Origin of the sequence: Leptolyngbya sp. NIES-2104 (assembly GCF_001485215.1) — a bacterium.
Classification (GTDB): Bacteria; Cyanobacteriota; Cyanobacteriia; order Leptolyngbyales; family Leptolyngbyaceae; genus Leptolyngbya.
Window position 1 is genome coordinate 5,376,192 of the sequence record NZ_BBWW01000001.1, and the last position, 22,158, is coordinate 5,398,349.

The 22,158-nt window shown below is 48.3% G+C and carries 19 protein-coding genes and 1 tRNA gene; 10 read left to right on the forward strand and 10 right to left on the reverse strand.

The window, feature by feature from the left end:
* Nucleotides 1-135: 135 nt before the first annotated feature.
* From NIES2104_RS25850 to xerC, 4 genes are all read left to right on the forward strand, one after another.
* A complete protein-coding gene (locus tag NIES2104_RS25850) occupies nucleotides 136-447 on the forward strand; it encodes a hypothetical protein (RefSeq protein ID WP_059001234.1) in 312 nt (103 codons plus the stop codon).
* Nucleotides 444-668 carry a hypothetical protein gene (locus NIES2104_RS25855; protein ID WP_059001235.1) on the forward strand — a complete coding sequence of 75 codons (225 nt, stop codon included), beginning with the start codon at nucleotides 444-446 and terminating at the stop codon, nucleotides 666-668. The genes NIES2104_RS25850 and NIES2104_RS25855 overlap by 4 nt, the downstream gene beginning before the upstream one ends.
* A gap of 135 nt (nucleotides 669-803) precedes the next feature.
* Nucleotides 804-3,224 carry an AAA family ATPase gene (locus NIES2104_RS25860; RefSeq protein ID WP_059001236.1) on the forward strand — a complete coding sequence of 807 codons (2,421 nt, stop codon included), beginning with the start codon at nucleotides 804-806 and terminating at the stop codon, nucleotides 3,222-3,224.
* Nucleotides 3,225-3,230: 6 nt separating this feature from the next.
* Nucleotides 3,231-4,139, forward strand: a complete 909-nt coding sequence (gene xerC, locus NIES2104_RS25865; protein WP_059001237.1) for a tyrosine recombinase XerC — start codon at nucleotides 3,231-3,233, stop codon at nucleotides 4,137-4,139.
* A 57-nt stretch (nucleotides 4,140-4,196) separates the two neighbouring features.
* On the opposite strand, the gene NIES2104_RS25870 is transcribed toward xerC, so the two are convergent.
* Nucleotides 4,197-4,269, reverse strand: a tRNA-Met gene (locus NIES2104_RS25870).
* A gap of 101 nt (nucleotides 4,270-4,370) precedes the next feature.
* Nucleotides 4,371-6,188 carry a peptidoglycan DD-metalloendopeptidase family protein gene (locus NIES2104_RS25875; RefSeq protein WP_156427055.1) on the reverse strand — a complete coding sequence of 606 codons (1,818 nt, stop codon included), beginning with the start codon at nucleotides 6,186-6,188 and terminating at the stop codon, nucleotides 4,371-4,373.
* Between the two features lie 188 nt (nucleotides 6,189-6,376).
* On the opposite strand from NIES2104_RS25875, the gene NIES2104_RS32500 reads away from it, so the two are divergent.
* Nucleotides 6,377-6,541 (forward strand): hypothetical protein, encoded by a 165-nt coding sequence (locus NIES2104_RS32500; RefSeq protein ID WP_192843631.1) that lies wholly within the window; start codon nucleotides 6,377-6,379, stop codon nucleotides 6,539-6,541.
* Nucleotides 6,542-6,975: 434 nt separating this feature from the next.
* On the opposite strand, the gene NIES2104_RS25885 is transcribed toward NIES2104_RS32500, so the two are convergent.
* The 3 genes from NIES2104_RS25885 to NIES2104_RS25895 form a co-directional block, all read right to left on the reverse strand.
* Nucleotides 6,976-7,437 carry a tRNA (cytidine(34)-2'-O)-methyltransferase gene (locus NIES2104_RS25885; RefSeq protein ID WP_059001240.1) on the reverse strand — a complete coding sequence of 154 codons (462 nt, stop codon included), beginning with the start codon at nucleotides 7,435-7,437 and terminating at the stop codon, nucleotides 6,976-6,978.
* Nucleotides 7,438-7,948: 511 nt separating this feature from the next.
* Entirely contained in the window at nucleotides 7,949-8,860 is a 912-nt protein-coding gene (locus tag NIES2104_RS25890; protein ID WP_059001241.1) for a lipopolysaccharide assembly protein LapB, read from the reverse strand.
* Nucleotides 8,861-9,019: 159 nt separating this feature from the next.
* Nucleotides 9,020-9,325, reverse strand: a complete 306-nt coding sequence (locus NIES2104_RS25895; protein WP_059001242.1) for a hypothetical protein — start codon at nucleotides 9,323-9,325, stop codon at nucleotides 9,020-9,022.
* A gap of 233 nt (nucleotides 9,326-9,558) precedes the next feature.
* On the opposite strand from NIES2104_RS25895, the gene pyrR reads away from it, so the two are divergent.
* The gene (pyrR, locus tag NIES2104_RS25900; RefSeq protein ID WP_059001243.1) at nucleotides 9,559-10,095 is read left to right on the forward strand and encodes a bifunctional pyr operon transcriptional regulator/uracil phosphoribosyltransferase PyrR; all 537 of its coding nucleotides are present in this window, start codon (nucleotides 9,559-9,561) and stop codon (nucleotides 10,093-10,095) included.
* 36 nt (nucleotides 10,096-10,131) lie between these two features.
* Complete coding sequence (gene fni, locus NIES2104_RS25905) at nucleotides 10,132-11,154, forward strand: type 2 isopentenyl-diphosphate Delta-isomerase (protein WP_225895287.1); 1,023 nt, start codon at nucleotides 10,132-10,134, stop codon at nucleotides 11,152-11,154.
* 1 nt (nucleotide 11,155) lies between these two features.
* On the opposite strand, the gene NIES2104_RS25910 is transcribed toward fni, so the two are convergent.
* Together NIES2104_RS25910 and NIES2104_RS25915 are read right to left on the reverse strand one after the other, a co-directional pair.
* On the reverse strand, nucleotides 11,156-12,349 hold the full coding sequence (locus NIES2104_RS25910) for an inorganic phosphate transporter (protein WP_059001245.1): 1,194 nt from the start codon (nucleotides 12,347-12,349) through the stop codon (nucleotides 11,156-11,158).
* Nucleotides 12,346-12,972 (reverse strand): hypothetical protein, encoded by a 627-nt coding sequence (locus NIES2104_RS25915; protein WP_059001246.1) that lies wholly within the window; start codon nucleotides 12,970-12,972, stop codon nucleotides 12,346-12,348. The genes NIES2104_RS25910 and NIES2104_RS25915 overlap by 4 nt, the downstream gene beginning before the upstream one ends.
* Before the next feature lie 99 nt (nucleotides 12,973-13,071).
* On the opposite strand from NIES2104_RS25915, the gene NIES2104_RS25920 reads away from it, so the two are divergent.
* The 3 genes from NIES2104_RS25920 to hpnH are packed head-to-tail and all read left to right on the forward strand — an operon-like array spanning nucleotide 13,072 to nucleotide 17,711.
* Nucleotides 13,072-15,678 (forward strand): efflux RND transporter permease subunit, encoded by a 2,607-nt coding sequence (locus tag NIES2104_RS25920; protein ID WP_059001247.1) that lies wholly within the window; start codon nucleotides 13,072-13,074, stop codon nucleotides 15,676-15,678.
* An 18-nt stretch (nucleotides 15,679-15,696) separates the two neighbouring features.
* Nucleotides 15,697-16,695 (forward strand): hopanoid-associated sugar epimerase, encoded by a 999-nt coding sequence (gene hpnA, locus NIES2104_RS25925; protein ID WP_059001248.1) that lies wholly within the window; start codon nucleotides 15,697-15,699, stop codon nucleotides 16,693-16,695.
* A 2-nt stretch (nucleotides 16,696-16,697) separates the two neighbouring features.
* Nucleotides 16,698-17,711, forward strand: coding sequence for an adenosyl-hopene transferase HpnH (hpnH, locus tag NIES2104_RS25930; protein ID WP_059001249.1), 1,014 nt, complete (start codon nucleotides 16,698-16,700; stop codon nucleotides 17,709-17,711).
* A gap of 36 nt (nucleotides 17,712-17,747) precedes the next feature.
* Here the strand turns inward: hpnH and NIES2104_RS25935 are convergent, their stop codons facing one another.
* The 3 genes from NIES2104_RS25935 to NIES2104_RS25945 form a co-directional block, all read right to left on the reverse strand.
* Nucleotides 17,748-19,925, reverse strand: coding sequence for a hypothetical protein (locus NIES2104_RS25935; protein WP_059001250.1), 2,178 nt, complete (start codon nucleotides 19,923-19,925; stop codon nucleotides 17,748-17,750).
* Between the two features lie 21 nt (nucleotides 19,926-19,946).
* Nucleotides 19,947-21,401 (reverse strand): glycerol kinase GlpK, encoded by a 1,455-nt coding sequence (gene glpK / locus NIES2104_RS25940; RefSeq protein ID WP_059001251.1) that lies wholly within the window; start codon nucleotides 21,399-21,401, stop codon nucleotides 19,947-19,949.
* Between the two features lie 271 nt (nucleotides 21,402-21,672).
* A complete protein-coding gene (locus tag NIES2104_RS25945; RefSeq protein WP_059001252.1) occupies nucleotides 21,673-22,122 on the reverse strand; it encodes a YlqD family protein in 450 nt (149 codons plus the stop codon).
* Between the last annotated feature and the right edge of the window lie 36 nt (nucleotides 22,123-22,158).

The following is a 22,158-nucleotide window of genomic DNA, read 5'->3' on the forward strand; positions in this document are numbered from 1 at the left end:
CTCTACTGCCGTTGCTCATGCGAACGGCAAAAAGTCCAAAAGAAAGCGCGATCGCCCCCTCACCAGGAACGCGATCGCGCTTATCAATCAACTGTTTCTTATCAATTCATCATCTATCTACACAGAGGATACACGATGTCAAGCCATACGTTAAAACCGCTTTGCTACTATCAATCCGACCGTAGAGACGAAATCCTGAGTACGATCGCGCTTGAATTTGGCGATCACTTCGAGAAACTCACGATCATTCAGAAACGAGAAGCCCTTGCCGTAATGGGTCTTACTACTTTTGCGGAATCGCTCAGTGAAGCGCAGGTGATGTTTCACTGCTCAGTCATGTTTTCATGCGTTCCCCGAAACTTCTATCTCTTGGCAGAGCAGCTCACTCCAGATGGACGGCTGGCACTGTCGATCGCCCTGGCTCAATCCCTCCGGACTTACTCATGAACGATTTAGATAAGAATCACATCAGACGGCTTGAAAACCAAATCAGCGTTCTAACTCAGCAACTCATTCAAGCCAATCACGATATTGCCCGATTGCATATCCATCTCGGAAATGCGATCGCAGAATCCGACTCGATCGACTGGCAACGAACCGGAACCAAGATCGAAGGCAGAATTGCCGCACTTGAATCGCTTAAATTCAAACAGTCGCACACCTGGTAAGACAAAAGCCTGACGGCGAGATTGACCCCTACACCGTCAGGCTTTTGCTTGATATTGATCCCACGCGCCTAGCAAACACCATTTTGCTAGGACTTTTCACGCGAAAAATTACGTAACTTGTTGGAGACACTTCAAATGGTAGCAAGCCATAACACCCCCGTCCAATTCGACATTCGCAATTTTATCGAATTCGACTCTCAGAATCGCGCCATCTGCCCCGCTTGCCAATCTGCCAAAGGTGAGAGCTACACCAAGCGCAATCTATCCGTTGCACCGAATGGCGCTTACAAATGTCATCGCGGTTGCACCTCTGGAGAAATCAGATCGGCATTAGGAGCGGAAAAACCGCGTCAAGTGCCAACCGCGATCGCAAAACCCGCCACAAACATCACTCTGCCACCGCACCGCATCAAAGAAGCGCACGATCGACTGATGGCATCTGACGGACCCGCGAAACAGTGGCTACACGATCGAGGCATCACCGACGGACTGATCCAGCGTCATCAGATCGGCATCACCCGCGCCAAAGTCAACAATCAACAGCACTTGCCCGCAATCACGATTCCGATTCCCGCGAATGCTGACGGCACCCAGTTCTACCAGAAGAAACGAGTCGCGCCCTGGATCGACGAATCGAATCAACCGGAAAACTATAAGCCGTGGTCACAGTACGGCATTCCTAACAGCGTTTATTTCACCTGGCTACCCGCGAATGCGACTCAAACGTATCTCTGTGAGGGGGAATGGGATGCGATTCGACTCGGTGATCTGTTGAGAAATGCAGACTTAGAAATTGCCTGCGCCACATTCACCAGCGGGGCGGGAAATGTGCCCGGTCAAGATCAACTCGACCTACTGCCGGGTGAGGTGATCATCTTTTACGATCGCAATGACGCGCCACTGAAGAACGGCGATCGCCCCGGTGAAATTGGGGCAAGAAAAATCGCTAAAGCACTCGGAACCCGCGCCAAAATCGCATCTGTCCCCATGCTCGACGATTGCAGCGTCAAAGGTTGGGATGTCTCGAACGCGATCGAGGCGGGCTACTCGCTAGATGACTTCAAACAAGCGGCTGCCGAATCACTCGCGCTACAACCCGATGAACCGAAGAAGCGAGAAAACCCGCTACGAGCGCGGATGATCAAAAATATCGATCTGATTGCGCGGGCGGCAGATTATATCGACTGGCTTGTTCCAGACCTGCTCACCCCAAACGAACTCTTCATTCTCGGAACTCCCCCACGAACCGGAAAATCATTGTTTTGTCTGACGCTGGCAAAAGCGATCGCTACGGGTGGAACCTTTCTCGATCGTCCCGTTACTCAAGGGTCAGTGATTTATGTGAACTGCGAGGACGGTGAAACGAAAGTGAAATACCGTCAAACGGCTCAAGGTTGGGAGCAGTGGGGCTATGACCTGCCCGTCTACTGGTTCAACGAATTCAAACTCTCAGAGTTGAGTGACTTACGAGAGTTGATCGAAGAAATCGGAGATGTCCGCCTGCTTGTACTCGACACCTTAAGCCGGGTGAGAAACGACAACGCGAAAGAAAGCAGTTCTGAGATGGGACGGATTTTAGAACCGCTCCAGCAGCTCGCACGCGATACCGGCACCTGCGTTCTACTCACTCACCATCTCTCTGAGGCGACGCTCGAAAAAGATGATGACCCCTTTAAGCTACTGCGCGGTAATTCATCAATTCGATCGACTTGCCGGGGGGCAATGGTGATGTTGCCGGGTGAGAACTGCTATCGGCTCATCAGCGAAAACGGTTGGTGCGATCTCATGGATCTAAACGTTCGCATTCAACCTGACACGCTCGAATGGAAATTATTGGGCAATTGGAACCCGCGAGTCGATGGAGATATGAAGCAGCAAATTCTAGATCATTTGAACTTAGTAGGAATTGCAACGATTCAAGAAATCGCCACTGAACTTAACTTTAACGCGGGGTCTGTTTGTACTATTTTGCACCGTCTCCAACGCGAAGATATGGTCGAAAAAATCGGCGGGAAGGGTCGTCAACTGGCACACTACCAGCGTAGCGCCACTTTGTCCCAACAACTCAATATGCTGTTAGGACACCAGAACCCAGATGACACAAGCGATACAGCTTGTCCTAACAAAAAAATATTAGAGAATGATCTGCCTTTAAAAGTGATCAATTCCCCCAAAAGTGATCAATCAGAGACGCAAGAGAATTTTCCTCATGAGAGAAAGGTGATCACTTTTTCCCAAAATGATCACTTTTTTTCTAATACTCCCCCTCTGTTAGGACAAAGCTGTAAGCCAGATCCCGTAAGCGATGTATGTCCTAACAGCCCAGATCGCCTGTTAGGACAAGGTGATCAACTGTCACACAGGTTAGACCCTGTATTGACACCCCTAAAAGTGGGTGATCGAGCGGTCTATATCGGTCCGGATAAACCGATGAGTATGCTTTGTGGCAACCGTCATTTAGAAATCTTAGAAATGCAGAATGACCGGGCGATCGTCAAAAACAAAAAATGGGTGGTGAGCCAAACTGTCCCGCTGGCAGATCTGCGACGGGTATAGGGGGCTATGCGACGGCATAGCATCGACTCCTACGAACTGCTTCAGATTTGGCTTGCATACACCGAGTTTCAGTCTCACCAGCTTGAACCGTCCACCCTAAAGCGCGACTACGGCAAAATTTCCAAACGAGTCGCGCTCATGCCGCCATTGAGCGATGAAATCGCGGTGCGCGATTGGCTTATGCGACGGTATTCGACTGAAACCGTAAGGAGAATGCTGCAAAAATTTTCCGCTTGCTGTGGTTGGGCAGTACGATCGCGCTACTTGAAGGTGAATCCCTATGACGGTCTAGATAAAGACTTTCGCAAGAAAGCGAACAATCACGATCGACGGGCATTCACCGCCATAGAACGCGATCGCATTCTTACAGCAGTTGAGGAAAATCGCTTTGCCAGTCGTTACGGCAAATGGAAGCACTCGTTCTATTTGCCGTACTTTCAATTTCTGTTCTGGACCGGCTGCCGATTAGAGGAAGCGAACGCGCTCCACTGGCGGAATGTGTCTAAGAATTGCGATCGCGTCAAATTCTGCGAAGCACTCCCTGCTGACACTCGCATTCTCGGAAGCATCAAAACTCACAAAATTAGAGAGTTCAAGTGTAATCGAAGACTAATCCACCTCTTACAGAGACTCGATCGAGTTGATTCATTCGTCTTTCTCTCACCTGGTGGATCAGCGATCGATTCACACAACGTTTTAAACCGCACTTGGCGACCCGTCCTAGAAGAATTAGTCGATGAATCCGAGATACGCGAATACCTACCGTTGAAACACTGTCGCCATACGTTCATTACACTGGCACTTGAAGCGGGAATCGAAGTTAAAGACGTTGCTGCACTTGTTGGTAACTCACCAGACGTGATCTATCGCCACTATGCCGCGAAGAAACCAGATCTTGATTTACCAGAATTCTGATCAAAATAAGGGGTAAATTCTCGATAGAATTTACCCCTTACAAATCGCTAAAACCGATGGCTCAGGCGAGATTTGAACTTGCGACCTTGGGCTTATGAGTCCCCTGCTCTAACCACTGAGCTACTGAGCCGTACGCATTTGATGATACCACAATCAAATGCACGAATAAAGCGATCGCATAAAAAAGAATGGAGAAGATAAATTACCTTCTCCATGTCAAATCTCAGAACACTAGCTGCGAGACTGAGGCAACATTGCCATCGGATTCACAGCACCGCGACCCGGTAAATGCACCTCGAAGTGAGAGTGCGGTCCAGTACTAAATCCAGTGCTACCCATCTCCGCAATTTGCTGACCTTGGCGAACCTGCTGACCGACTCGAACCAAGACGCGGTTGTTGTGAGCATAGAGCGTCACACTTCCGTCCGCATGTTCAACTTCGACGAGGTTACCGTAACCGCCATCGTTCCAGCCTGCGGTGACCACTTTACCCGGAGCCGCAGCAACGATCGGAGTTCCGACTGGAGCCGCAATGTCGATACCTTTGTGCATCCGTCCCCAGCGCCAGCCATAGGGGGAAGTCAGAACACCCTTCGCGGGCCAGACGTAGCCGTTGAAGCGCCGGTTTGGCATGTAAGAGTCAGGACGACCCAGTGAGGGCAGATTCGGTGAGACGGTTTTGCCGACTGGAGAACGTAGAATCGGTGCATACGATTCAGAACCCGCTGGAGCCGCTGCAACAACTTGAGTTTTTGGCTTCGGTGCATCTGCCAGCATCCGCTCTAGTCGAGTTTGACCCGCAGCAGTGGGTACAGTTCGGCTCTCAGTCCGCAATGTCGCAGCGGGAGTACTCGGTCTAAACTGCGGATTGACGCGACGCGAAGGAGTTTCAGCAGCCGAAACTTTCGGAGCCTCACGCAAGGTCGATCGAGAAGACTGATACCGTTCCCGCAGGCGCGATATTTCCGATAACAGGGTGTTTACGTACTGATCATCGCTGCGACGAACCTCGACAGGTTGCGGTGCAGCAGAGCGGTTCCGAGATGGACTGAAAGCAAACTGACGGGCATCGCCACCTACTGCTAGGGGAACATTCGGAGTGACTGGATTTTGAGTCGAAGCAAGGCTTGGAACCGTTGGCACTTGAATATCAGCCGCGACTGGGGCTTGAGATTCAGAAGGGGGCGCAGGTTGAGGAAGCGCTTGAGCGATTTTTTGTGGCACCTTGATGAACTGGTTCGCTTGCACCAAGTTCGGGTTACTCAACTGGTTCAGTTGAGCGAGTTGGCGTGCTGAAATGCCGTGTGCTTGAGCGATCGAGGAAAGGGTTTCACCCGGATTCACGCGATACGTCATCAGGTTTGACGCATTCGACTGCGGCAGGGTTGCGACCTGCATGGGGGTCGATTGGGATTTTGCAGACTCCTCAGACTTCAACTCCGCCAAGCTTTGCTTCAATCGATCGCGATTCTGTCTCAATCCTTCGATCGCGGATTGTTTCCGCTTAACGGCCACCGAAGGAGCACTCTCTGCCTTGCTGACTTGCGGCGGAATCACGGGAACCGCTTTGAGATCAGGCAGGGATTGAATCGTCGTTCCAGCGATTTTGGCTTGATTGGTCGCGGGCACTTGCAGGACTTGTCCAACCGAGAGAACGGCAGTGGTCTGCAAGCTGTTCAAATTCGCCAACTTTGCGGCATCGATGCCGTAAAGCTCTGCGATTTTCCAAAGGGTTTGACCTTCTTGCACCGTATGGCTGACGGTTGGGACGGTTGCAGTAGGTTCGGAAACCTTGAGCGCATCTGCTGGAGTAGCCGTGTTCGGTGTCAGGTCGGATGTCGCGGGTTCAGCGGGGGTGGCGGCTTCCGCTTGCTGAGGAGCGGCTAAACCATAGGCACCGACTGAAAATGCGAGTCCAAGCATGGCAGCAGAGGTGCGAACGGTTCGGTTTGCCTCTGGAGTAAACTGCCGGGGGTGCTCCTCCGCACTCTCGGATTCGAGTACGCTATAAGGAACAGAATTTGGGTCTTGCGGAACTGCTCGTTTCAAAAAAACGACCTCCTAAAGTGTGCAGCATTTAACTGTCATCGAGTCCGAAACTTGGTGCCAGTCACTCGATTAAGTTTTTATCAGACAATCTAACTAGAGTCAGCGGTGATCCCCAAGCAAGACTACCCTACTTTCCGGTTTTTGGGAAATTTTGCTCAGTGGCTCTACTCGAAAGAATCGATAGCAGATTGTCTGAGCGACTGTCAACTCGTGAAGATGGCTTTGAGTGGCTGAATGGCAATCGTCACAAGGGCGAACAGAGTTTTGAAAATTCTGAACGATCGAGGGACTTAGAAAGCGATTCGGTGTGCTCATGTGCGACTCAACGAGTGGGACTGGGTAATCCTTTGTGAATTGATCCGACTGAAATCTTTTAGAACAAATTCGAGATTTTAGTCAAGTCGTTTCTTGTCCGTATTTGATGACAAGAAGTTAATGTAAACCATATCATCGCTCAACCGTAATTTCATGCAGGCGAATTTGATTTATTTTTCTTAGCGCTTTTATAGGGATTGCTGAGAGTCCTGACTAGCAAAGAGTTGAACCCCTGAATAAAGGGTCGATCGATTAAATTGAATTGATAGAAAAACCGCAGAATTACGGGCGCGAAGGATGAAATTTTCGATATGGATTTCTTATCTAAAAATCGCGATTTCGTGTTCCAAATCACTAATTTTTCAGGATGGATTTGCATTTTCTTGCTCAATCGAAAAGTGCGATCGCGCGTTGAATGGCGGAATTTTGCAGTCGATCGCGCGTTGATTTTCACGTATCTATATATAGATATCTAGCTGAGATATCCGAGTTGGCGACGGGCTTCAAATAGTCCAAGTGCGGCACTGACGGAAAGGTTGTAGCCTCGCACTTTGGGCTGATGGATAGGAATGTACGCAAGGACGGGGCAGATTTGCATCACGTCTTCTGGGAGTCCGTTGGTTTCGCTGCCGAATAAGAGCCAGTCGGAGTCTTGATATTCGATCTGGGTGAAATTTTGTGTGGCTTTGGCGCTGAAGCCGATCCAGCGCCCGCCTTGGGATTCGGAGTAGGTGCGAAAATCGTCGATCGAGTCGTGGATTTTGAGCGGGACGAATTCCCAGTAGTCGAGACCTGCACGTTTGAGGTAGCGATCGCTGATTTCAAAGCCGAGGGGTGCGACCAGATGGAGTTCGGTCTGAGTCGCGGCGCAAGTCCGGGCGATATTTCCGGTATTGGGAGGAATTTGAGGATGAACAAGAACGACTTTAGGCATGAAGTAAATCGGAGAGTGAGGAAGGCGGAACATCACTTTAGGGGAAAATTTGCGTATTGCTGCTTATATACAATTTCTTAATGATCAAAAGGGCAAGATGAAGCATTAGATATTCTAATTACATCCGAACATCTATCGAAAGGTGGGTGAAAACTTATGTTTTGTCATCGGTTCTTTATTTTTCTGGGGTTTAATCTGTCTGAGGTCGCAAGTTAGGTCAGACAAATGACGGAAAAAGTCTAGACAAATTGCGGAGTGAAGAAGTTTGATGAATTTTGTCGTGAATTAAATTGGGGAGGAGGCGCGATCGATCGTGTTTTGTGATAGGAAATACCATTTGGTGCCGTCCATTTTCGCGATGGGAAGACGGCGATTCCTGTTGAATTCATGTGTGATGTAGGTGTGATCGCGTTTATCGGTCAGATGAAGCGGTGTAAATCGGACACGAAAAAACCAGGAACACAGAATTTATTCTGCTGATTCCTGGTTGTCTGAATATCAATTGGAAAAATTAATTTTTTTGAACAGGTGCGGGAGATGCCTGTGAACTTGGAGCAGGACTCGTGGGAGTCACTCCAGCGGGCGGAGTTGTGGGGCTAGTCGTTCCACCTTGTGCCGCAGGTTGATCAGTGCTTAAGCGAGTAATTTGATCCTTAAATTGAGCGGGAGCCAGAGAAATCGCCTTATCAAAGAGCGGTTTCGCTTCATCTTTCTTGCCTTGCTCTTTAAGAACCAGCGCTTTGTAAAGAACGGGCTGGAAGTCATTCGCATTCGAGTTCGCGGCATCATCGAACGCGACTAATGCGTCGTCGTATCGTTTCTGAGACGCGAAGACTTTACCTAATAGAACTTGTACAGCGGTGACATCGACGCTATTCGGTTGCGATTTGTTCGCGGTTGGGGCTTGCTTAATCGTGTCTTGTAGAAGTCCGATCGCGGCTTCCGGTCGCTGCTGTTTGATTAATAAGTCAGATAATCCAGCCAATGCACTCACATCACCCGGCTTGGATTGAAGAATCGATCGATAAGCCTGTGCTGCTCCTTCGGGATCGTTCAACTGCTGTTTTGCTTGCGCGAGTAGAACGCCGTATTCGGTCTGATTTGGGTTCAGTTTGGCTAATTTCTCTAGCGGGTCGATCACTCCTTTTACATCACCAAGCTGTAATCTTGCTTCGAGCAGTCCCCGAAGTGCGGTAGGGTTTTCGGGTTCGCGTTTGAGGACTTCTTCGTACCCTCTAGCGCGGGCTTCAACATCTGCCTTCTGAGGAGTCGCAGCTTCAGAGGGACTCGGACTCGGTTTGTTCGCTTGGGGATTGGTGAAGGCTGAGGTAATCAGTGGAAGCATCGTGACACCGAGTAAGCCGACAGTTGCCACGATCAGGACAATATTTAGCAGCCAACGATTCTTCCGGATGTCGCTCACAGGATTACCTCACAAGTTTTCGCAGAGTGGATTAGCTAAGACGGAGTTAGCAGATTCAACGATAGCGCAAAGTTGTGAAAAAGGAGCAGGGAAAAGAGGGTGGGGAGTGGGGCTTTACTTGACTCCCTACCCCTTACTCCCCACTCTTGATTTTTCTGATTAGGCTTGAGCAGTTTGACGCGGAACTGCTGGGCTGGGCATCGATCGAGATTCTTTGGCTGAATCGACTTCGGTGATTTCGATGTGATTTAACAGCGTGGTGACGAAGGCGAAGAGCAGGAAAGGAAGCGATAAGACCAGGATCAATCCAACTGTTGCGAGTGCGTAGACGGGACGACTTGCACCCATCATTGCCATTGCAGCGGCAAGCGAGATAAAAATCACGATGAGCCAGACGATGATCTGACCATAAATATCGCCGAATGAAAGCGTACAAGTTAAGCGATACCGTTGCATATTATTCATGGTTTCTCAACGTAAAACGATTTAAGCAGTTCTCTAAACCTAGCGTTAACTTTTGGTGCAAGTTGATTTCTTCCAATTTTCGCAACCTTTTTTAATTTTCTTTTACGGTTAGTAATACCTTGTAGTGAGTGGGGAACGTGATCAACCCGGAGATCTGGATAAATACAAAATTGACGCAGGTGGACCAATTTTCCTTGTACGCTACAGGGTGTATCTGTTTGGACGATCGCACGATGCCGCAAGAACGAATTGAGATCTTATCTGCTGAGGAAGTCCGTCGAACGGTCAATCGACTGGCTTCGCAAATTGTCGAGCGATCGGGAGATTTATCAAAATTAGTTTTGCTCGGAATCTACACGAGAGGCGTTCCATTGGCGAAGACGATTTGCGATCAGATTCAGGTTTTGGAAAATGTTGTGATTCCGTTGGGTGCGATCGACATTACGTTTTACCGCGACGATTTAGATACGATCGGGGTTCGAACTCCTGCTAAAACAGAGATCTCATTTGATCTAACTGGAAAAACGGTGGTCTTGATCGATGATGTCATTTATAAAGGGCGAACGATTCGAGCGGCGTTGGATGCGGTGAATGATTATGGGCGACCGGAAGTGATTCGATTGGCAGTGTTAATCGATCGAGGACATCGTGAAGTGCCGATTCATCCAGACTATATTGGAAAACAGCTTCCGACCGCTAAAGAGGAGATGATCAAGGTGTATCTCCAAGAAACCGACGGGCGGGATGGGGTCGAACTTGTGAAAGGATAGGAAAACGGGAATCGAAATACTTTTATGAGTGGAGCAATGGAAACTCAGAATCGTAAAGCCGATCATCTGAGAGTGTGTCTGGAAGACGATGTGCAATGTCGAGAGACGACAACGGGACTCGAAAATTATTACTTTACGCATTGCTGTTTACCGGAACTCGATCGAGCAGAAATTAACATTCAAACCACTTTTCTGAATAAGCTACTGAGCGCACCAATTCTGATTTCTTCGATGACGGGCGGGACAGAGTTAGCGAAAACGATTAACTATCGACTCGCTGCGATCGCACAAGAATATCAGTTAGCGATGGGAGTCGGCTCGCAGCGAGTCGCGATCGAGAATCCGGAGGTTTCGGATTCATTTCGGTTAAGAGCGATCGCGCCCGATGCTTTATTGTTTGCAAATTTGGGAGCCGTTCAACTTAATTACACCTACGGAATTGAGCAATGCTTGAAAGCGGTGGATTTGCTCGAAGCGGATGCGTTAATTTTGCATCTTAATCCGTTGCAGGAAGCCGTACAAACTCGCGGAGATACGGATTTTCGAGGATTGCTCGATAAGATCGCGGTTCTGTGTGACAAGTTGCCTGTTCCGGTGATTGCGAAAGAAGTGGGAAATGGCATCTCGAAACCGATGGCGGAGAAATTGATTGCGGCGGGGATTAGCGCGATCGATGTGGCGGGCGCGGGCGGCACTTCCTGGGCAAAAGTCGAAAGTGGTCGCGCTCAAGATCCGAAACAGCGTCGATTAGGTTTGACGTTTGCAGATTGGGGAATTCCGACAGCGGATTGCATTACGCAGATTCGGCATTTGTCGGCAACGATTCCGCTGATTGCGTCGGGTGGATTGCGAAACGGATTAGATGTCGCGAAAACGATCGCGCTCGGTGCAGATTTAGCAGGGTTGGCGTTGCCGTTTTTGCAGGCGGCGAACGAATCCGAGGAAGCGCTGCATTTGTTAGTGGATATTTTGAAGGCGGAAATTACAACGGTTTTGTTTTGTACCGGGACAAAGGATTTAGGGGAATTGCGGCGATCGGGAGTGCTACAACGGCGGTAGTTCATTGAATGAAAATCGATCGCAAAATCAAAAACACAATTCCGCTGAAAATCGCCGATATCGGAATCGTCACTAACCACGTCAACACAATTGCTCGAATCGTTTCCATCCGAACCGATTTCAATCCCTGCACCAATCCCACACCAACAACGCCGCCCACCAGCGCGTGAGAAGTCGAAACAGGCAACCCATATCGAGATGCAATCAAGATCGTCGTAGCAGTTGCCAATTCTGCACACAGTCCGCCGCTGGGTTGCAATGAGATAATCCCTTCCCCGATCGTAGAAATCACCTTTCCACCCAAAACCGCCAATCCTGCCACAATTCCCGTCCCACCTAAAACCAATATCCAAATCGGAATTTCAAAATCTTGAACTGTTCCCGATCGCAAAACAGAGACGATCGCAGCAAATGGAGCGATCGCATTCCCCACATCATTCGAGCCATGAGCAAACGCAACAAAACACGCACTCACAACCTGAAATTTAGCGATCGTAGATTCTACCGTTTGTAAATTTTGAAACGCTGAAATCGATAAAGTACTGATTGCAACGACACCTAGAATCAGAGAAATATTTTGAATCGATAGATGAATCGCGCTTTGAATTGATTCTGCGATCGTTGGAAAAACAATGACACCAAAGATTCCAATCAGAACTGCACTAATCCAAGGAATCCATTGCTGTAAACGTGCGATCGCATTCGGTTGATCCAAAATGAAACGCTTAATTGTGCTATAAAACATCGCTGCAATTAGACCGCTCACGAATGGCGTAACAATCCAAGTGATTGAAATAAGTTCGATCGCATTCCAATTCACCGCATCGAGTCCAAACGCCAGCGAACCCACTCCCGCGATCGCGCCCACAGTCGCATGAGATGACGAAACCGGAAATCCAAACAAAGTCGCCACATTCAGCCAGATTCCCGCTGCAACGAGCACTGAAATCATGCCAATAATTAACATCTGCGGCGTGAATTGAGCCGGATCGAGAATCCCTGTAATCAGCGTCTCGGAGACGTTACGACCAAACAAAACGGCTCCAGTAAACTCTAGAATTCCGGCAATAATTAGGGCTTGTTTTAGCGTGACCGCTTTCGAGCCAACTGAAGTTCCCATCGAATTCGCGACATCATTTGCGCCTAAATTCCAGGCTAAATAGAACGCTAGTAAGCTCGATAAAATCAGAATCATCGTGAAAGCTCCGAAGCCAATTCACGTAATTTTCGTAATCCAGACAGCGATCCTCGAATTAATCGGCTTGCCGCGATCGGTCTTTTCATCATGGCGATCGCCATCGGAATCGCCTGAATTTTGCCATCTGAATTAATCACGGTGCTGAGATCCGGTAAATCGCCGCTCAGATCATCGCTGACGACTCGAAGCATTGCCACCGATCGCTGTTCCAAAATCGCGAATCCCTCCATATCGACCACAGCTGCTTTGTAGAATTCGCCCAAACTGCGTTTCTCAGTCACCGAACAAATCACGCGATCGCTCATTAATCCCAGCACTGGAGAAACCTGAAACTGATTTTGTAGTCGATTTGTTAAAGCGCGATCGCATTCCTGCACCTGTCCAGACAAATTGACACAGGCGTGATAAAGCGCGATCGTGCCGATTTCAAACTGAGGCGATAAACTGCCACATAGACCCATCACCAAAACATCCGATGCTTCAGAACAGCGATCGAGATCTCTTATAGCGGCTGCCCCTGCTGGAATGGCTATCACTTCTGGTGGATTTTTCTGAGCGCGAACCCCTTGAGAGACCGCTTGATATTCTGCACCTTGAGGAACGAGAATGACGGAAACCATCAAAAAAATAAAGTTTTACAACAAAATCTCGCGGTAAAACGGAGACACTTTCGATCATCTCAAATTCTTGTCGCTAGTTTACTTTTAGGTTTGATTTCTATGGATTTACCCACTCCACCGACTTCGCGAGAACGCTTTAATATTTCACGAATTGCGATCGCGAAACCTGCCCTCACCATTTGCATTTGGATTTTTATTACCGTTGCGGGTCTGTTCGCATTCAGTTCTCTAAAATACGCGCTGTTTCCTGACATTACGTTTCCGGTTGTCGTGGTGAATGCACAAGCGCCCTTAACGGTGACGACTGAAACAGAAAAACAAGTCACAGCACCGATCGAGCAAGCTTTGAAATCGATCGAAGGCTTGAATGATCTTCGCTCTTCAACGTTTCCGAATCAAACTGCGGTCAGTCTCTCGTTTGCGGTCGGTACAAGTCTGGAGGAATCCGGTCAAAGAGTTGAAGCGGCAATGAAATCGGTCACACTGCCGAAAGATTCAAAATACACGGTGACTGCACTGAATTTAAACGAATCCGCAGCGGTGAGTTATGCGATCGAAAGCACTTCGCGCAATCTCCAAGACTTAGTAAATGTCACTAACAATCAAATCGTTCCACAGTTGACGAAAATTCCGGGTGTTCTGAAAGTGAACGTGTTGGGAGCGGGTGGAAATGAACAAGGTGCAACACTGACGCGATTTAATGGAAAAGATGCGCTCTCCGTTCAAGTGATCAAGCGCGGGAATGCGAATACGCTCGAAGTCGTTGATGCGGCTGAGAAAGAAATCGCAACGCTAAGACAGAATCTTTCTAATGTCACGATTACACTTGCAGCAACGCAAGCGGAATTTATTCGACGGGCAACGCATTCTACGATCGAGGCGTTGATCGAAGCGATCGTGTTATCAATCATTGTGATTTTCCCATTTCTGCGGAGTTGGAGAGCGACGTTAATTTCTGCCTTAGCAATTCCGATTTCCTTACTTGGAACGTTTATTGTGATGGCGTTCTTCGGATTCAACTTAGAAACAATCACATTGTTGGCGTTAGCGCTCGTGATTGGCAGCGTCGTGGATGATGCGATCGTGGATGTCGAAAACATTAGCCGACACATCGAAGATGGAGCCACCCCAAGAGAAGCCGCGCTTCATGCCACGAATGAGATCGGATTAACTGTCACCGCAGCAACGTTTACAGCCGTTGCAGTCTTTTTACCGATCGGCTTAATGGGCGGTGTGATCGGTCAATTCTTCAAACCATTTGGAATTACTGTTTCGGCTGCGATGATTATGTCGCTCTTAGTCGCGAGAACATTATCGCCTGTTCTATCAATCTATATGTTGCGGAAACGTCCGGGACAAAACCAGAATCATACGAATGGGATTTGGTCACGGTTTAGCGATGTGTATTATCGATTGTTGCGCTGGTCATTGCGGCATCGGCTGATTGTTGTGGGAATTGCGATCGCGAGTTTTGCAGCGGGAATTGCAATCATTCCGATGATTCCTCAAGGCTTTATTCCGAAGCTCGATCGAGGTGAATTTAATGTTCGCTATACGGCTCCCCTGCCACAGATTCCACCCCAAGAAGAAATCGCCCGCATTGTGGCTTCCGGTGGACAAGTTCCGCAGATCAATCCGCTGCAAGATTCGCTCAATGTCGCGAAACAGCTTGAAGATGCAGTCCGAAAGTCTCCGGATGTCCAAACCATATTTACAACCGTGGGATCGCGTGAAGGAGAACCGAATAAAGGTTTGCTCTATGTCAGATTAAAAGACGATCGCTCTACTCCGACTGCAACCGTACAGGATCAACTGCGATCGACTTTGCCCCAAATTTCAGGAGTCTCTACCAGCGTTGAAGATATTCCCTTTGTCGAAGCAGGGAGCCAAAAGCCGCTTCAGGCAGGGATTAAAGGCGATGATTTAACAACGTTAGAGAAAGCGGGAACTGATTTGAAAAATCGCTTACAAACGATTCCCGGAATTGTAGATGTGACTCTAAGTGGAAGTAGCAATCGCAATGGACTTCAACAAATCGATCGACGAAACGGGCAGCGAGTCGTTTATGTCAGTGCCAACTTAGGTAAAGACCTTTCTTTAGGCGATGCAACCAATCGATTGGTCGAAGAATCAAAACCGATTCTGCCAGTTGGAGTCACACTGAGTTTAGGTGGCGATTCTGCCAGCAGTCAGGAAATCTTTGGGAGCTTTGGTAAAACATTAGGACTATCAGCGCTCTGTATTGTGATTGTTCTGGTCTGGTTGTTTCGTAGTTTGATTGACCCGATCGTGGTTGCTCTCTCTTTGCCTCTCGCGCTCGTGGGTGCAATGTTGGCGTTGTTAATTACTCAGAGTGATTTCGGCATGATTTCGCTGATTGGTTTTGTGTTTCTGTTGGGATTGACGAATAAAAACGCGATTTTGATTGTCGATTACATCAATCAACTCAGACGCGAAGGCTACGATCGTAATGCAGCCATTCTCCAAGCCGGACCGATTCGGCTCCGACCGATCATGATGACGACTGCTGCAACGATTCTGGGAATGGTTCCGATCGCAATTGGTTTAGGAGCCGGATCAGAACTACGATCCCCGATGGCAGTCGCGATCGCAGGTGGATTAATTACCTCAACTTTACTCAGCTTATTTGTGGTGCCTGTGGTTTATACATTGCTCGATGATCTGAAGCCTGGAAAGCGTCGTTAGTAAGAGTGATTTAACGCGATGAAAGCATTTGTTACAGGTGGGACAGGTTTCGTAGGAGCAAATCTTGTTCGATCGTTGCTCGAAAAAGGGTTTGAGGTGCGCTGCTTGGTGCGTCCTGACAGTCGATTAGAAAACTTACAAGGATTGAATGTTGAAATTGTTAGAGGCGATTTGATCGATGAACAATTAGCCCAATCCATGCAAGGATGCCAAGTACTATTCCACGTCGCAGCACATTACTCTTTGTGGCAGCGCGATCGAGATCTGCTTTACCAAAGCAATGTTCTCGGTACTCGAAATGTGCTCACAGCGGCAAGAAAAGCGGGAATTGAGCGATCGATTTATACCAGTTCGGTTGCAGCGATCGGCATTGATCCCAGGGGTCAACCGACAACAGAACAGTATCAGTCTCCAGTCGAAAAGCTCATCGGACACTATAAAAAATCGAAGTACTGGGCAGAACAAGAAGCCATTGTTGCAGCCCAATTCGGTCAAGATGTGGTGATTGTTAATCCGAGTACACCGATCGGCGCGTACGACATCAAACCGACACCGACCGGAGATATTGTCCTACGATTTTTGCAGCGTCGAATGCCGTCTTATGTGGAAACGGGTTTGAACTTTGTGCACGTTCGCGATGTCGCTGCGGGACATTTACTCGCCCTTGAGAAAGGCAAGACCGGAGAACGCTATATTCTCGGCAATGAAAATCTCAGCTTGAAACAACTTTTAGATGAACTGAGTCAGATCACTGGATTAAGTGCGCCTGCTCGATCGGTTCCTCTGTGGTTGCCGCTGAGTGTGGCATGGATTGACGAAGCGATTCTTACAAAATTTGGTAAAGCGCCGTCAATCCCAATCGATGGGGTGAGAATGTCAAAACAACCAATGTACTACAATCCGGAGAAAGCGATTCGTGAGTTGGGACTGCCTCAAACGCCAATTCGCACCGCTTTGGAAGATGCCGTAAACTGGTTTCAAGAAAATTTATCCGTTCAACCGATAGTGAGGAGATAGGAATGGGTGTTCCCTTACAGCAAGTGATTGGGATTGGCTCTTATTTAGTCAAACAGCGCCTGATGGGGCGAAAGCGATTTCCTCTGGTCTTGATGCTAGAACCGCTGTTTCGATGCAATCTAGCCTGTTCTGGCTGTGGCAAAATTCAGCATCCCGTCGAAGTGCTGAAACAAAATCTCACTCCAGAACAATGTTTTGCAGCGGCTGAAGAGTGTGGTGCGCCAGTCGTATCGATTCCGGGAGGCGAACCGCTGCTGCATCCACAGATTAGCGAAATTGTTCAGGGATTGATCGATCGTAAAAAATTCATCTATCTCTGCACGAACGGATTGCTGCTCGAAAAGAGCCTCGATAAGTTCAAACCCTCGCCCTATTTCACCTTCATGGTGCATTTAGATGGAATGCGCGACTGGCATGATCAATGTGTCGATCGTAAAGGCGTGTTCGATACGGCGGTCAAAGCGATCAAAGCCGCAAAAGCCAGAGGTTTCCAGGTCAACACGAACACCACCATCTTTGAAGGTGCTAATCCTAAAGAGATGCACGAGTTCTTCGATTTCTTGAACGAACTGGGTGTGGATGGAATGCAAATTTCTCCCGGTTATTCCTATGATTGGGCACCGGATCAGGATCATTTTCTCAAGCGCGAACAAACTCACGCCCTGTTCCGCCAAATCCTAGCACCGATGAAGATGGGTAAGAAGTGGAATTTTAGCCACAATCCGCTGTTTCTCGATTTTCTCATTGGTGAGAAAGACTATGAGTGCACACCTTGGGGCAGTCCAAGCTACAGTGTTCTAGGCTGGCAAAAACCTTGTTACCTCCTGAACGAAGGACATTACAAGACGTTCCAAGAGCTATTGGATAATACCGATTGGAGTCAGTACGGACGGAAGAGCGGCAATCCAAACTGTGCAGATTGTATGGTGCATTGTGGCTATGAACCGACAGCCGCGATCGATGCAATGCAACCTCAGAACATCGGTCGGGCGATGACTTCGGTGTTAGGAAAATAGCAATCCGGGTAGAGGCGATCCGCTGGGTCGTCTCTTTTACCGGGTTTGTCGATCGAGATCACAATCATAGCGGCTCTGAACAATTTGCAGCGGTTTCCAGCGCGAAAACCAGTACAAGCTATGAAAAATCCTCAATGAATTTTCTGAAGCTTCAAAGCTTACTAGCGCAATGTTATTCACGCCAATGATCTCCCGCCCGTCTTGAAACCATTTCCATTTCCAAAACTTCAACCACGATCGGTCTTGCTCAATCACCACCCAAGAGCGATCGAGATTCGGGCTATATCTCCGAACGGCTCTGCGTCGTAACCATCCTAAAGTGCATTTCCAGTCCGGCGGCTTCACAAATCGATTTTTTGAGGTTTCAATCATTCTAGCGGGACGATTCCAACCGAGCCAATGACGATCGGGTTCCGGTAGCAACCAATCTTTTAAGCGAGTGTGCAGAATCCGCGTCAGAAGTTCCTCATTTTTGATTGCGCTACAGGTGAGTTGAACGAGTGTATCGGGTGGTTCGAGCTGGTCTAGCTTTTGATGAGACAGTCGAATCGTGGAACTGTAGTGAATGTCACCAGAGAGAACTACGATCGCGGAATGCGCTTCAAACAACATCGTCAACACTGTTGCTAGTGCTGATGTATCAATATTCCAGGCATCACCGACATCCGTTGAGAAAACTTTTTTCTGGCGTAACTGCCAATGATGAATGCGATCAATGATTTTCAAGCCAAAGAGATTAGTCGGCGTAATCAAAATGGGGAATTGCTCCGGTGTACAAGCTTGGAGCAAAGAGAGCTGCTGTTTTAATGCACTTGGACAAAGTAACATCGGGGGTGCGACCGCCTTTGAGACTCCATACTGCTCTGCTTGTGTCCCCATCGGATAGCCGCGCCACGTTCGAGTATCTAACACAGCAATCCGATGACAAGGACTTGGAATACTGTAGTACCAAGTAAGCGTTTCTGAATGTCGATCGAGAATCATTACATCCTCATCGCGCACCAATTGAGGGAGTCCAGTTTCCGGCTCTTCGGGCGGCATTCCAGTGTAATTCGCGATCGCTTGATAGGCATCCTGATCAGTTCCTTTCGACTGTGACCAAGTTTGAGCCGCGTTTAACAATCGTTCTCCAGCTTGTCCCGCTTCAAATTGCTCTGGTGTATTTCCCCAACCTTGGAACATTGCATAAGCGAGCATTGCATTTTGTACGACTCTGCGCCCCAAGGGTCGCCCATACACTCGGAAACACCAAGCTCGATTTAAGTTCCAATCATCGCTCACCTCATGATCATCAAAAATCATATAGGTGGGAATGTTCGCCATCGCTCGTCGAACTTTCCAGAGGGTATGAGCAAATTGATGAATGTTCGGATGGAGTTCAATCTTTAGATTCGATGCCGCCCAAGCGACCGGAGACCAGACTAAAAGATAGGTCGCATAGTATTCTCCCAAGCTAAAGAGATGGTTCGTGACCTTGGTGCGCTTGTGTCGTAAGCCTGCGGTGAATCCTGCTTCTTTTGTGGCAACATCCGCTCTTTGTCCCGGTTGAAACTCTGAGGGAACACAGTAATCAATGTTGTCGCGTTGACCGATCGGTAATTTTTCCTGCCATCCGAGCAGCGTATCTCCTAGCGAACTTGCCAGCTTGAGAAAGAGATCAGCAACATCATCCCCGTAGATTTGATCACCTGTGAGAAACAATTGTTGCGGTCGATCGCGTAATGAAGCGGCTGTCGTTTCTAACAATTGATCCAAAATCGGCAAGGCATCGATTCCATGTCCGTGAGGTTTGCGACAGGAACCCTGAACGAACTTGAGATCCTCAATGCGATCGGGAGGTAGTACAAAGGTCGGTTTCTGGTGATCAAAATAGCTGAGTCTAATTTCTGGAAAGCGTTTTGAAGTTAACGCGGCTTCAAATTCGTAAGTTCGTTCAGCCGTCGTGAACTGTAGATCGTAAGCATAGATTTGATCGTTGTCTAAAACGCTCTCAGTTGATCGAGCGGTCACTGCAACGACATGAAGAAATTCTCCGATCGCAATTGTCGATCGTGTTCCTTCCATGACAGGGCGATCGATTTGTTCATTTCTGTAGATTCGCAGATTAACCGTACAAGCTTGCTGAAGTGCAACCCAAACCGTCACTGATTCTGGTTCAGTTCGTCGCAAGATTGGACCCGCCAACACTAAAGGCAACTCAGAGAAATCAAACATCTACGAATTCTGAGAATAGAACTACCAACATTTTGCCCGATCGACTGCTTTTTGCCATTGTTTGAAATCAGACTGCACCGAAGTTGATCGCGGTTCAAAAATGCGATCGATGACTCGATGTTCAACTAATTGATCATAACGCTGCCAAAATCCGCTGGCGAGTCCTGCCGCAAACGCCGCTCCGAGAACGGTTGTATCGCGAATCGCTGGACGCTCGATCGCAATGCCTAATACATCGGCTTGAAGCTGCATGAGAAAGTTATTTTCACAAGCTCCACCATCGACTGCAAGTTTCTGCAATGGAACCGGGCTATAAGTTTCAATTTCATCCACGACTTCTTTCACTTGAAACGCGATCGCTTCTAACACGGCTCGAACCATGTGTTCCCGCCTTACGCCGCCTGTGATTCCTAAAAATGCTCCTCGTGCGCTCATGTCCCAATGTGGTGTTCCCAATCCGCTCAATGCAGGTACAAAGTACACGCCGCCATTATCGGGAACTTGTTGTGCGATCGCTTCGGTTTCTTGTGCGGTTTTGATTAGTCCTAATCCATCTCTGAGCCATTGAACACAGGCACCGCTCGTGAACAGACTGCCTTCGAGTGCATAGCCTACCTGATTGTTCTGTGTCCAAGCGATCGTGGAAATCAATTGTTGATTCGATCGCACAATCTCCGAGCCAGTATGAGCGACAAGAAAGCTCCCGGTTCCATACGTGCATTTCATCAATCCAGGTCGATCGCATCCTTGCCCGAACAATGCCGCCTGTTGATCCCCCAGAATTGCAGTAATTGGAAGTTCAACTCCCAATAAATCCGTTGTTCCGAATGTTCCTAGACTTGGCTGAATCGAAGGCAAAATCTTTCTAGAAATGCCGAATATCTCCAGCAATCGTTCATCCCACTCCAGCGTTTTCAAGTTCATTAATAAAGTGCGACTGGCATTGCTGTGATCGGTCGCGTGAACTTTCCCACGGGTCAGATTCCACAAAATCCAAGTATCGATCGTGCCCGCTAAAACATTGTCTAAATCAATGCCTTGAACTTGATCAAGCAACCATCTCAGCTTTGTTGCAGAAAAATAGGCATCAATCACTAAGCCTGTTCGATCGTAGATTTCTTCAGTAAATCCCTGATCTCGCAATTGATTACAAAAATCTGCTGTTCGTCGATCTTGCCAAACGATCGCCCGATGCAGTGGCTTTCCGGTGTTTTTGTCCCAAAGTAAGCAAGTTTCACGCTGAACCGTTAAGCCGATCGCGGCAATCTCCGCCGGATTGATCGATTGAATCGTCGATCGAATCACCGATTGTGCTGCATTCCAAATCTCTTCAGCATCGTGTTCCAACCATCCCGGATGCGGATAGTACTGTTTCAATTCCAGATAGGCTTGTCCGGCAATCGTTCCGGTTTGATCAAAGAGAAACGATCGATTGCCTGTCGTACCGAGATCGAGAGCCAGAATATACTTTGCCATACGTCGCGCAGAAGATTGTCCAACACTGACAATAGCGAGAATCGGGAGTCATCGATCGTGACATTTTTTGACTTCTCTCCTGTCTTTAGTCCCCTTCAGTGGACTTCGCACGATTAGCCCCGAATTCTATTTCGGGACGAGTGAGCAACGAAGCAAGCCAGCACGTCCAACTCAAGTTCAGAGTTAGAACTTGCCAACATAACAAAAAGCTGGGTTGCAAGAGATTTCCCCAAGACCCAGCCTCTTAATGGTGATTTACGACTTGCTGAACTTAAATAATCCCGCGAATCTCTTCAACAATGCCATCGCGCAGCAACACCTCAACATTCATCTTCTCGATCAAATTATCCCCCGGCTCAATCCGAAACACGCTCCCGATCTGACCTTGCTGCACCTCTTGATCCAACTCCAAAATCTGAACCTGTTGAAGCTGCTGTAAGGTCTGATTCTTTTGTTCGAGCAATTCACTTTTGCGCTGATTGAACTGCATCCGAATACTTTCACTTTGCTGCATCGCCTCCGGACTTCCCGGTTGCAGCGTTTGTCGCTGAATTTCAGTCAACACCTGCTGCATCTGCATTTCAAGCTGCTGTAACTGATTATCAGTCTGATTTAACTGCGCCTGTAACGTTTGCTGTGCTTCGTCCTTCCATCGGGGTGTCACCACCGCTTTCACATTCACATTGCGCTGCAACAACAGATGAGACTTAGAGATTTCCATACTGTGACTCAGAGTAAAAACTAGGGGAGGGGGGGC